The sequence below is a fragment of the Planococcus sp. NCCP-2050 genome (assembly GCF_023708025.1).
Taxonomy (GTDB): Bacteria; Bacillota; Bacilli; order Bacillales_A; family Planococcaceae; genus Planococcus.
This window is the reverse complement of the sequence record NZ_BRCX01000001.1, coordinates 1,108,666-1,120,892: the sequence shown is the minus strand read 5'-3', so window position 1 is coordinate 1,120,892 and position 12,227 is coordinate 1,108,666. Positions and strand designations below refer to the sequence as shown.

At 44.7% G+C, this 12,227-nt stretch carries 12 protein-coding genes; 9 read left to right on the top strand and 3 right to left on the bottom strand.

Annotated elements, in window-relative coordinates; all coding sequences use genetic code 11:
* Positions 1 to 23: 23 nt before the first annotated feature.
* Complete coding sequence (locus tag NFU07_RS05415; protein ID WP_251475630.1) at positions 24 to 461, bottom strand: YwpF-like family protein; 438 nt, start codon at positions 459 to 461, stop codon at positions 24 to 26.
* Between the two features lie 291 nt (positions 462 to 752).
* Between NFU07_RS05415 and NFU07_RS05410 the strand changes: the two genes are divergently transcribed.
* Together NFU07_RS05410 and NFU07_RS05405 are read left to right on the top strand one after the other, a co-directional pair.
* Complete coding sequence (locus tag NFU07_RS05410; protein ID WP_251475628.1) at positions 753 to 1,166, top strand: single-stranded DNA-binding protein; 414 nt, start codon at positions 753 to 755, stop codon at positions 1,164 to 1,166.
* A 23-nt stretch (positions 1,167 to 1,189) separates the two neighbouring features.
* Positions 1,190 to 1,333 (top strand): hypothetical protein, encoded by a 144-nt coding sequence (locus tag NFU07_RS05405; protein ID WP_235197068.1) that lies wholly within the window; start codon positions 1,190 to 1,192, stop codon positions 1,331 to 1,333.
* A gap of 52 nt (positions 1,334 to 1,385) precedes the next feature.
* Here NFU07_RS05405 and NFU07_RS05400 read toward each other — a convergent pair whose 3' ends face one another.
* Together NFU07_RS05400 and NFU07_RS05395 are read right to left on the bottom strand one after the other, a co-directional pair.
* Positions 1,386 to 4,109 (bottom strand): DEAD/DEAH box helicase, encoded by a 2,724-nt coding sequence (locus tag NFU07_RS05400; protein ID WP_251475626.1) that lies wholly within the window; start codon positions 4,107 to 4,109, stop codon positions 1,386 to 1,388.
* On the bottom strand, positions 4,106 to 5,638 hold the full coding sequence (locus NFU07_RS05395) for a hypothetical protein (protein WP_251475624.1): 1,533 nt from the start codon (positions 5,636 to 5,638) through the stop codon (positions 4,106 to 4,108). The genes NFU07_RS05400 and NFU07_RS05395 overlap by 4 nt, the downstream gene beginning before the upstream one ends.
* A 349-nt stretch (positions 5,639 to 5,987) precedes the next feature.
* Here NFU07_RS05395 and NFU07_RS05390 point away from each other — a divergent pair, with 349 nt between their 5' ends.
* From NFU07_RS05390 to NFU07_RS05360, 7 genes are all read left to right on the top strand, one after another.
* A complete protein-coding gene (locus NFU07_RS05390; RefSeq protein ID WP_251475622.1) occupies positions 5,988 to 6,344 on the top strand; it encodes a hypothetical protein in 357 nt (118 codons plus the stop codon).
* Positions 6,345 to 6,451: 107 nt separating this feature from the next.
* Complete coding sequence (locus NFU07_RS05385; protein WP_251475620.1) at positions 6,452 to 6,907, top strand: transcriptional regulator; 456 nt, start codon at positions 6,452 to 6,454, stop codon at positions 6,905 to 6,907.
* 526 nt (positions 6,908 to 7,433) lie between these two features.
* A complete protein-coding gene (locus NFU07_RS05380; protein WP_251475619.1) occupies positions 7,434 to 8,258 on the top strand; it encodes a M55 family metallopeptidase in 825 nt (274 codons plus the stop codon).
* A gap of 41 nt (positions 8,259 to 8,299) precedes the next feature.
* Positions 8,300 to 9,223 (top strand): S66 peptidase family protein, encoded by a 924-nt coding sequence (locus NFU07_RS05375; protein ID WP_251477117.1) that lies wholly within the window; start codon positions 8,300 to 8,302, stop codon positions 9,221 to 9,223.
* Between the two features lie 480 nt (positions 9,224 to 9,703).
* Positions 9,704 to 9,925 carry a DUF2187 family protein gene (locus NFU07_RS05370; protein WP_052650706.1) on the top strand — a complete coding sequence of 74 codons (222 nt, stop codon included), beginning with the start codon at positions 9,704 to 9,706 and terminating at the stop codon, positions 9,923 to 9,925.
* A gap of 318 nt (positions 9,926 to 10,243) precedes the next feature.
* Positions 10,244 to 10,861 (top strand): hypothetical protein, encoded by a 618-nt coding sequence (locus tag NFU07_RS05365; protein WP_251475617.1) that lies wholly within the window; start codon positions 10,244 to 10,246, stop codon positions 10,859 to 10,861.
* Complete coding sequence (locus NFU07_RS05360) at positions 10,854 to 12,161, top strand: efflux RND transporter periplasmic adaptor subunit (RefSeq protein WP_251475616.1); 1,308 nt, start codon at positions 10,854 to 10,856, stop codon at positions 12,159 to 12,161. Before NFU07_RS05365 ends, NFU07_RS05360 begins: the two co-directional genes overlap by 8 nt.
* Positions 12,162 to 12,227: the final 66 nt, after the last annotated feature.

Sequence of the window (12,227 nt, the reverse complement as noted above, 5' to 3'; positions counted from 1 at the left end):
GCGACGAGCTGCCTGCGCTTTTCTTAAGCCTTTGTTTCGTCTTTTCTCAAGCCTGGGCGTGTGCGCATGTCCGATTCGAAACGTTCGAGCAACTCTTCGCCTTCTAGCCCGTCTTCAAGCAATTCCGATAGTAAGGTTTCAGCATATTTCCGTCGTGCACGTTTCAAGGTTCCTTTCATTAAAACAGAAACCTGATTGCCCATGACTTTGACGTCATAGATGGCTACTTCAAAGGTGGCCGGTTCGTTTCCAGGATAAGAGATGACGACTTTAACATCGTAGATATCGCCAGTTTCCATCATTCGATCGAAGCTTTCTTTGTAGTCTAATTCCATCAACATTTCAAGCACCCATGAACGGTGGCTATTTTCTTGGTTGATGATGATTCCATCAATTAAAGGATAATCCGTCACTTCATCTTCTTTAACGACTCCGAGTGACAGCATTTTAAATGTTTTCACGTCAATTCCTCCAAACATCGCTTTTTTTCAGTATAGCATAGCCGAAAACATGCCGCTTACCTGCTGGAAAACCGTTTATTTTTCCTGTTATTATGCCAAATTCCATTTTTCCAAAAGCAAATAAGAACTTCAAAAACCTTATGGCTGCAAGGATTTGAATGAAAAACAATTTTCGTTAGTGATTAAAAATCAGATTTCAAAGGCATTTTTGAGCCAAAAATCGAATTTGCCCTTTTGCGCAATATTCACTTTCCTTAGTATATTGTTAATAAGCCAAAAGGAGGTGAAAAAATGAATCAAGTCGGAATCGTTGGCCGCTTAACGAAAGACCCGACAATGCGTGTGATGAGTGAAGGCCGCGTACATACTTCTTTCATCGTCGCCGTGTCCCGGAATTACAAAAATCAAAGAGGGGAAGTGGAAACGGATTTTGTTCTCTGTTCAACCTGGGGCAAACCCGCCCACAACGTTTCGAAATACTGCACGAAAGGATCTTTGGTTGCAGTAACAGGCAGACTGCAATCCCGCCATTACGACAAAGAAGACGGATCTCGTGTTTATGTCACAGAAGTACTGGGCGATCAAATCCGTTTTCTGGATAAAAAGCAGCGAAAAGAAGAAGCCGCTCCTAAACCGCTGGAACCAGGGTCTGAAGCAGACTTTGATTTCCAGCCGCCAGGAACGGCTACTGTAATAAGCACTTAATTAGGATAAGGAGGCACTTAGTTATGCCAAAAGACGTTCAATTGCAATTGGAAGTGCATATGGAGCAATTAATCAAACTGACCGCCTTGCTTCATCGCCGATTGGCAGAGGCGGAGCGGGAACTAGGTGAACTGAAAGAGAGCTTCCGTTCCGTCCAACAAGGATGAAGTTTTCACTCGCCAGAAGGAAATCCGGTTGGGTGGGGGCTCAGCCGGATTATTATAGATTATAGGTAAACAGTTCTTTCAATTCGCTGTCTGACAGCTCCGTCATCCACTGGCTGGATTGGATAAATTGTTCGGACATGGTCTGCTTTTGAGTAAGCAGCGCGTCAATTTTTTCTTCGATCGTGCCAATGGTCACAAATTTATGGACGTGCACGAATTGGGTTTGGCCGATTCGGTATGCCCGGTCTGTCGCTTGGTTTTCAACTGCGGGGTTCCACCATCTGTCCGCATGCAAAACATGGGTAGCGGCTGTTAAGTTCAAACCGGTTCCCCCTGCTTTTAACGAAAGGATGAAAATCGGAAATTTGCCGTTTTGGAAAGCAGCTACGAGAGAATCGCGCTGATTTTTTGGCATGCTTCCAGTCAAGAATGGAACTTCATGGCCATATAATTCATTGATGGCTTGCTGCAATAAATGCCCCATGCCGATATATTGAGTGAAAATCAGGCATTGCTCTCCGCGCTCGGCAATTTCTCCTGCCAGAGTCACAATGCGTTCAAGTTTTTGGGACCGCGGCAATATTTCTGCAGCGGATGTATAAGGTTCTTTCAAATACAAAGAAGGATGATTGCACAATTGCTTTAATTTGCTGAGCATCTTTAAGACAAGGCCTTTTTTCTCAAATCCGGTGAGCGTCTCCATTTTCTGCACCGTGTCTTGCACTAAACCTTCATATAAAGCCGCTTGTTCCGGCGTTAATGGACAGTATTCCAACTGCTCTTGCTTCTCCGGCAAATTCAATTGCAAATCAGGATCTTTTTTCGTGCGGCGCAGCAAGAATGGCTGAATGCGCTGTCGAAGCTTTTCTTTCGTTTCTTCTGAATCGTCGCGTTCGATCGGAATCATGAAATTCTCCTGGAACTGCTTGATGCGATACAAATAGCCTTTATTGATAAAATCGAAAATCGACCAAAGTTCAGAAAGCCGGTTTTCAATCGGTGTCCCTGTCAAAGCGATATGGTGGTCGCCTTTAAATTTACGGATCGTGCGGGATTGCTTCGTATACATATTCTTGATGTTCTGCGCTTCATCCAGCGTAATGCTGGTCCAATGGATGCCTTGGATCTCTTCCGCATCCGAAGAAGCGATGCCGTACGTAGATAACACGACATCCGGTTTTTCTTTCTGCAGGAAGGCCTGGAATTCCTCGGCTTTTGGACGGGTGCTGCCGTAATGGGTAACCACTTTCAAGTCCGGGCCGAAGCGTTCAAGCTCTTTTTGCCAGTTGCCGAGTACGGAAGTCGGGCAAATGATCAGCGAAGGCTGCTCAGGCTTTTTCGCATGGACATGGAGAAGGTAAGTGATCAATTGAACCGTTTTTCCAAGTCCCATGTCATCTGCAAGGCAAAGGCCGAAGCCTTCTTCGCGCATGAATACAAGATAATCGAATCCGGTCTTTTGATAAGGCCGAAGTTCTGTATGAAGATTTTCAGGAATCGGGGTTTCCGGTAAATCACGTTTATCCAGCAATTTATCGAGCAAGGTCCGCAATGATTTATTCAAATGGAACTCTATCAACGGATCTTCTTCGTCTACGCCTTCATCCAGCATAATTTCAGGCACGTTCTGGAACAGCATATCCTTGATGGTCCAATCGGCATCATCTGCTTCTTCGATCATTTTCCGGAGCTGCATGAGCAAATTGGAGTCTACACGTACCCATTCGTTGCCGATGCGGATAAATTCTTTGTTCTCAGCGACAAGCTGCTGGAAATCCTGCATGCTGAGTTCGTGGCCGTTCAATGAAAATTGCCAGTCAAAGCGCACAATCTGATCCAAACCGACCACAGATGCTTTTTTGACCGGAGAATGGATATTGGCTTTCACTCGGATTTTGGATTCTTGGACCGCTTTCAGCCAAGAAGGGATTGAAACTTCGACGCCAAAAGACTGAAGGATCTCTGCATCATTGCGCAAGAACTCCAACACTTCTGCATCTGTCCATTCCGCATGGTAAAGGCGGTCTTCGTCGTAATTTTCGACAGAAGGGCAGAGGCTCAGAATCAACATCTGTTTTTGTTTGATCTCCTGTTGGTGAGCACGCCATTTCTCAGGCAGCACTTTATCGAAAGGTTCATCCATCCGCCGTTTGGAAGGTGTCCAGTAGACACTTCCGCGTTTGGAGCGAAGAACCACTTTGAATGACCAGAAAGCGTCGTCTTGCGGTTCGCCAAGTTGGACCGCCATGACGTAATCGTCGCTCGCAGGCAAACCGTCCCATCCGGCATGTTGAACAAAATGCTGGATAAAAGACAGCTGTGCAGTTGCCAATCCTTTTTGATGCAATTGGTGCTTGATGGTATCACTTAGGAATGCTTGGATTTCCGGATCTCCATATGCTGGATCGATCAAAATGTCTTCTCCGTCCACTGAGATATGATCCCAAAGCGTTGGATCGTTCAAGGAATCGGCTACTTTTCCAGCGAGATTCAGCCAGGTTTCGTCTTCTTCGGTCTGTCCTGAAAACGACACATAATGATGCGCCTCCCGTTGGAATAAACGCACAAAGTCAGCAGGCGTCAGCAACAGGTCCAGTCCATCAATCCGTGCAGTCAAGCCGAAAAAGCTTTCCTTGTCGAGGAAATACAAGTATGGTTTCCAGACTTCTGGTGGAATCCGGTTGCCGGTTTCATTTATCGCTTGTACCCGGAATTCTTCAAAACGCCGGATTTTTAAATAATAGGTACGGTTTCCTTCCGTTTGGAACTGATTCATACAAGATGTCCTTTCTCGATCTCTTCCTGGAGTGCCCGCAGGCGTTTGTTTTGCGTACGGATCTCATTGATATACGCAGTCCAGAATTCCATTTGACCGCTTTTTTTGCAAGCGGCTTTCATTTTCTTCCACATCCGCACCGCTTGTTTATAGCTGGGGCGATTGCGTTCTTCCAGATAATCCATCGCATAGCGGTGGAACAAAGGCAGAACAAAATCCGGAGCAGCTTCTTGTACTTCTTTTAAGCCGCATTCCTCAGCGAAATAAAGCGGGGAATTGTGAAGATGGTGAAGTTCCGCCCATTGCTTGAATAGCTTTTTCTCGATTAAATAAGTTGAATAAGCTGGGAGGCCGTAATGGCCGAATTGTTTAAACAAATCTTCCCAATCGGTTTCGCTTAAATGAATCAACGAAAACAACCTGCTCAAAACCCGCACATATTGGTGGCGGTATTGTGTATATAGGCCTTCGAAAAGGAAGGTTTTAACATTCGGTTTGATTGACATCAAAATGGCGGTCAATGCTTGTTCATGTGTTTCGCTTTCTGCGAGGATGGCAAGCTGCACCCAATCCGGAGTTTCATCCGGCGAAAGTTTTTTCGCTTTTACATCGTCGCCGAGGAGAATGGCAAAAAATGCTTCAATCCGCGGTTCTGGACGGGCGAATGAAGCAAGCTCTTCCTTACGGAGTTTTGCCGTCGTAAATAAGGAAGTCCAGAATAGCTGGTAAACCGTAAAGCGCTGCGAAAAGGATCCATCTTTCACGGTAACAAAATCATGTACCAGATTTCTCAAATGTTCCAGAAAAGCGTCCGCTTCAAATGTCCGGTGCTGAACGCGCAATTGTTCCAGCAAATCGCGGAGCGCATGCAATTCATCATCGAACCAAGTTTTAAAGAATGAATGGTGCACTTCCTGAGTTCCCGCAATGTAGGTTTCCCATACTTCCATCAAAGAAATCAAATGGGCGTATGTGCGGTAGAATACTTTCCATTCTCTTTCAAGCGGAACGAAGGACAAGGCGTTTTTCAATCTGCCGTCATATAACTGCTCGAAATAGAAATAATTGCGTTTCGTGTAATCCGGAACCGGTTCCCGCCAAGCATTGCGGATGATGTGCACCCATTGCACAGGAGACCGTTTATCGGTCAATAAATTAAGCTGTTCTGCAGGACGTGCACGCCATTTTGCTACCCATTCCGACAATGAGCCGATTTTTTGGTAGAGCGCGAAAACGACCGCAAGCTTATGGCGGCAGTTCTCTTCCTGCGGACAGGCACAAACTGCCGTTAATTTTTCGAAATTCAAAACGACTTTAACTGTATGAGCGTCTTTTACGATGGCTTCGAGCAGGAGCCGTTCTTCGTTGAACGACAGAATCTGAACACCATCATGGCGCACTAAAAAGACTGCTTTTCGAACCATTTCCTCATCCATTTCACGAGATGGATTGAGTGAGTCGTCGATAGCAGCCATATAATTGTGGATCGTATCATCAAAACGTTTTGCCAAATGTTGAACTGTTGCCATTTACATCGCCCCAAAATAAAACTTTCCTTCTATTATACGGCTTTACAGCTCCTCCGTAAACGATGAAGGAAAGTTAATTGCCGTCTTTGTTTAGGTATTTAGATTTTAATCCTTTAATTCGATTTGCTATTTTCTTGATGAAATCATTACGAATGCTGTCAGGTAGGCGGGTGGGGGAAGAAGAGAAGCTTTAGACGGCATCGGCACCTATTCGAATTTAAGTAGAAAATGAATAAAACAATTGTGCTTCTTTCATTTATTGCAACTCTAGATAGGAACGTTTCAGACGAAGTTTGCGGTAAAGATGAACATTTTCAAATAAGCGCGGCCAATTGAGGGGGGAATGGAATTGATTAATTCTTATGTTTTGGAGATACCGAATTTTGGGTATGTATTAAAACAAGAAGATGTGGAAAGATTTGAATTATTTCTATTGATTGCCAATGATGATTATCGAAAAATTGCTTGGAATGCATTGCCGCTAAATGACAGCTATGTATTCGTCGGAAAACAAATTTCCTATAGTACTTTGAAAGCCGTGCGGCTCGACTTTAAAAACAACTGCATCGTCTTTTACAGAGGGCAGTTGAATGAACAGGAATTCGAAGATTTTATATACTATTTGATTGATTCTTTATTTCTTCACATCAATCCGGATCAATTGCATTTTTTGGTGTTGCCTGCCTTGTTGAAAACAGAAAAATAATTTGTGTGGACTGGATCTTGGCGTGCTTTTTTCTATCCGAAACCTCAAATTCATGGTATGATTAATGTAGTAAGAATATTCTAATTTCTTATAAAGGGGGGAGTGTCATGTTGCATGTTAAATTGATGAAGCCTTTTTATACAAAGAAAGAAGATCATTTAGTTAAATTCGTCTTTGCTTATCAATATTTCTCAATTATGAAAGATGATGAGCTGTTTCACTTTATTCCGGTAGAAGGAAAAGAGATTGTCGTCAATTTAAACACCTTCCAAGTGGAAAACCTTTCTGAAGTCTTTGTGTTCCAGAAAGGAAACCGTTTTATCCGTTTGCCGCTTTATCAACTGCTGTTGGTTTCAGATATCCATACGCACCTTCAAGCGATTTTGCAGGAAGAAAGAGCGGGCTTGCTGGAAGTGAACGACCAAGCGAAGCAAGAAGCTGAAGAAGCGATTCATTTTCTTGAAAAAGAAAACTTCAACCGCATGATCGACTATGCATTATCAGAGCGCAATGAAGAAATGTTCCATCATTTGCTCGAAGAACAACAAAATGGAGGTTTGTAAAGTGGATAAGGATTATGGATAAACGCCTGCCCCGGTCAATAAAAAGGAGCAGGCGTTTTTAAATGCGCGAAAACGAATAAAAGCCCATTTCCCGGATATGCGGAAAAGGGCTTTTATTCTTTGGCGTTATTCATAAGTCACCTCTCATAATGCTGTAAAAATCGTCAGCATGACCAGAAATCCCGTCGAACCAACTAATCCTAATGCTAGATCTCCTAATTCCAATTCCAATACTTTTTCAAAATTCATCTGCAATCGCTCCTTTGCTGTTAGAAGATCTAGTACGCTATAGCGGAAATCCTTTTGTGATTTCCTTGTTATTTATAGCTTGTTTTTATCATAAGGCATCTTATAAAATCCGTCATGCATCTAAATGACTAAAAATTCAAAATAATTATTTATTAACATATAATTTGGTTAAAAGATTTGGATTTCCATACTTAGGAGGATAGATAGCGATTGTATTCAGAGCTTGCTATTGCTACATTTGTAAATAAGAAGTTAAAAGGAAAGGAAATCAGCCGATATGAAATTCTATTTGTCGATGGATATGGAAGGCGTTACGGCACTTCCGGATTATACATACGTTATGTCTAGCGAGCCGAATTATGAACGCGGCCGCCGCCTGATGACACAAGATGCCAACGCCATTATCCACGGTGCGTATGATCAAGGGGCTACCCGATTTGTCATTAACGACAGCCATTCAAAAATGAATAATCTCATTGCGGAAGATTTGCATGAAGAAGCGGAATTGATCACGGGTGGAGTCAAGATGCTATCGATGGTAGAAGGGCTGGATTCCAGTTTCGACGGCTTGTTGTTAGCCGGCTACCATGCACGCGCCGGGCAAAAAGGCGTTATGTCGCATGCCATGGTTTTTGCGGTCCGCTCTATGTGGATCAATGAAACGGAAATTGGGGAGCTCGGCTTTAACGCTTATGTAGCAGGATATTTCGGGGTGCCTGTGCTTTTAGTCGCTGGCGATGATTGTGCTTGCCGGGAAGCGGAAGCGCTTATCCCGAATGTCGTCACAGCAGCAGTGAAAGAAACTATAACGCGTTCTGCGGTGAAAACCCTTCATCCGAAAAAAGCCCAGCATTTATTGAAGGAAAAGACCAAAGAAGCGATTCAGAACCGAGGAAATGTGGCGCCGCTCGTACCGCCAGAGTCGCCGCTCTTGCGGATTGAATTCACCAATTACGGTGAAGCGGAGCTGGCCGCGATGATGCCGGGCTGTGAAATTGAAGAAGGCACAACGATTGTACGGTTCCAGGCAACAGATATATTGGAAGCTTACCGTGCAATGCTCGTCATGACAGAGCTCGCGGATCAAGCAAAATTCTGCTAAGAACGATTAGAAAAATAAAAGAGAACTAGGAGTGAATGGATTTGCGCACAATGCCAAAACGATTAAAAAAAGGGGATACGGTCGGGATTATTTCACCTTCAAGCCCGCCAAATCTGGAAAACTTACAAAAAGCTTTGCCTTTTTTAGAAGAGCTTGGCTTAAAAGTGAAGATGGGGAAGTCAGTTGAAGCGAAACATGGCCATTTAGCAGGCAGTGATGAAGAAAGATTAGCAGATCTTCATGCGATGTTTGAAGACCCTGAAATTTCCGGGATTATTTGTGCCGGCGGCGGCTACGGGGCAGCCCGCTACACGGAAAATATCGATTTTCAAATGATCAAGGAGAACCCGAAAGTGTTTTGGGGCTATTCCGATATCACGTTTTTACATACGGCCATTGGCCAATACGCAGACCTTGTCACATTCCACGGTCCGATGCTTGCTTCAGATGTGGGGAAAGACACGTTCCATGAACGCAGTGCGCGGATGTTCGGGCAGCTGTTTGCGCCATTTGAACTGTACTATTCCGATGAAATTTCACCTTTGACTGCGTTGACAAATGGCGTAGCAGAAGGGGAACTTGTGGGCGGGAATTTATCTTTGATCCGTTCAGCGATCGGCACTAAATTTGATTTGGAGACGGCTGGCAAGATTTTATTGATCGAGGACATTGATGAAGAGCCTTATCAAATCGATGAAATGTTGAATCACCTGCGCATGGCACGGAAATTCGATGACGTGGCAGGAGTGGTTATTGGAGACTTCAAGAATGCAGAACCGAAAAAGCCGGAACGATCGTTGACTCTGGATCAAGTGTTAGACGATTACTTTAAAGAAATGAAAGTCCCGGTCGTAAAAGGATTTAAAATCGGCCACTGTGAACCGCATTTCTCGATTCCGCTCGGCGTAAAGGCAAGACTTGATGCGAATGAAAAAACGTTGACCATTCTTCCTGGAGTAGAATAAAGAAAAGCGGAAGCAGCCGTGTAGATTCGCCGGGCATAAGACGAGCTGGCGAAGCGGCGTATTTCAAGCCGCACAGCCGGATTGGCTTATGACCCAAGAATCTGGTTGCTGGAGTCTGGACATAAAGAAAAGCGGAGGTGCCCGTTTAGCCCCGACAGGCTTAAGACAGAACGCGAAGGAAATCCTGATTTCCGAAGTGTACCGGCTTAAGATCCCGAGGGGCTGGGCACTGTAGCTGGACACAAAGAAGAGCGGAAGCAGCCGTGTAGATTCGCCGGGCATAAGCCGAGCTGGCGAAGCGGTGTGTTTCAAGCCGCACAGCCGGATTGGCTTATGACCCAAGAATCTGGCTGCTGGAGTCTGGACACAAAGAAAAGCGGAAGTGCGGCTCTAAACAAGCGCATCTTCAGACGTGAAATCTTCTATAAAATGTGCTATAATGAATAGATATTGTTTCTATAAAGAGAGGCGAGGATAACGATGGCATTTCAACCACATGAAAAAGAAGTTTCTGAATTTGTAGCAGCTCGCAAAATTGGCGAATGGATTTCCTTCACTCGCAATGGTGTGGAAGTCAATGGAACCATTTTTAAAATCATGGACAATTCGGTAATCGTCGAGATTTCGCCGGAAGATGCAAAAGAAATTGGTGCGGCATCCAATATGACCGTAATTTCACATAAGAAATACAAAATCGTTTAAGATTTAAACCTTCCGTTTCGACGGGAGGTTTTTATTTTAGAAAAAGATTGTTTAAGCGAATTAAAGGGAAAGAGCCTGCGAATCATTTGGCATTTTTTCAGTTTTCTGGTGCTTATTCTATGCCTTTTGGCTCAAAGCGTTGGATATTGAAAAATGTGGCAGGTTTTGCGTTTCAAACATTCGTGTTTTTTGGTAAAGTAAAGTATGCAGAACCATCATTTGCACCGAAAGGAATCACATCGCATGATATTTGATTTTAAATTCTGGCATTATTTTACCAGACAGGGAGAACTTATACATAATTTGCACGAATCAGAGATGAGACGATTTAATCAACGGCTTGCCTGGATTTTCGTTTTAGGCTTGCTGGTTTTTGCGCTGCGCGAAATTTGGGGGATGAATACGTCCTCGCTGACGCCTTTCCTAGCTGCAGGCGAATGGGATACATATACGCTGGCACGTTGGACTTCGCTTGCCGGCACCTTGATTTGGGCAGGACTTTACTTGGCATTCCATTCTTACGGAGTGGCTTATCTATTCGCTCGCATCACGAAGATGCCTTGGCGTGCCGCATTGGTCATGCAGACTTATGTGCTGGCCCTTTTACTCATCGAAAAAGCCATCACATTCGTGATTTTCGCAGTCGTCGGCTATACGCTGCCGGTTTCGATGCTATCGTTTGGCCCGATGGCGGCTTCGTTCCTTGATGTACCATTTTTAACATTCTTCTTTAATCAATTGACGCTTTTCACAGCGCTGATCATTGCTGTGCAATACCGTTACGTTCGCAGTTTCACGGAATACTCACCGAAAAAGGTTTTGTTTGCATTGATTCTCATTCACGTGGTCGTGGCTTTGGCAGTTGCCTCATTCAGCTTGATCCCGCTTGATGAAATCATTGCCGATTTCACGAGAGGAGGCGCTTCCGTTGAATAGATTCTTTTTCATCGGCCTCTCCATCGCCGTCACCGCATTTTTGGCGACAAACGCCTTATTGATGTTCGGCGACAAGAGCATATTGGCAAAAGACGTATATGTCAGTGAATACGAACGGGCTTATACGAATACGTATACCGAGAAATTGGCGAAAGAAGCATTGATCGAGCCGCTTGGCACAACGCAAATTTACGTTCAAGACTCAGAAGCGATTGAACAATGGCTTGTTTCTGAAGGTGACGTGATTGAAGCGGGTTCTGAACTGGCGATGTTGAACGAAGCTGAATCCGAAGACCAGCGCGCAATTTGGGAATCTGAACGAGATGCATTGCTGCAAGAGCGTGGAGAAGTCCAAAGCACGAAATCTTCGCTTGAATCGGCTCGCTCCAGCCAGCAAAGCCGCTCGGAATCAAGTGATGCTTCAGATAATTCGACCGTGACAAACGGAGAAGGCGATACCGTTGAACTGAATGTCGACCTTTCAGTCGGAGTGGATGTAGAAGTGCCGCAAGACGGCTCGTATGCAGCGGGCATTGCCCAAGCAGAACAGCAGCTTGCAGCGATCGATTCCAAATTGGCCGTTGTGGAAGCTCAATTGGCGCAAAGTGTTTCAAATCCGGCGTTGATCAGCCCAGTGGAAGGTGTTGTATCTTCCATCCAGCGGAATTCCGAACCACTAAGCATTGAAATTTATTCGAATGAAAGATCATTTGTGACATATGTATTTGAAGACGAATGGCAGGACGTTTCCGAACAGGACCGGGTTTTCGTTCATGCTGAAGGCATGGGGAAAGCAATGCCAGCAACGGTATTGAAAAAATCACAAGTCCCTGCTGAAGAAACAAGATGGCTGGAAGCTTACCGGACACTTGATCCGAAAGAGCAGAAAAATCCGCTCGCATTCTATGCAGTGCATATCATGACCGATGAACCGATTGAAGCTAGCATGCCGTTTGGCAGTAAAGCCAACGCTTCGATTATTACCAATGAGGCAGCGGATGCTGTAGCCTTGCCGGAAACATGGATTTTCGATCGAACGGATATGAATGGCTCGGTGAACGCTTTAACAGAAAAAGGCTATGCTGCTGCTGTACCGGTCATCATCAATTTTGATTTGAACGGCAAAGCTGTATTGTCAGAAGGCGTCGTTCCAGGTGCAGTTGTTGTAACAGATGGCACACTTGAGAATTTCACTTCGCCACCGGCAGTCTTCATGCCGTTCCCGAGCGAACAGCCGGATTTCGAGTTTGCGAAAAACACGAACTGGCGCCATTATGTAGAATATCTGCTTGCGCGATAAGCACGAAAAGCCCCTTGGCTGCAATTGCGGCCAAGGGGTTTTTACGTCTAACCGAATAAAAGAAAG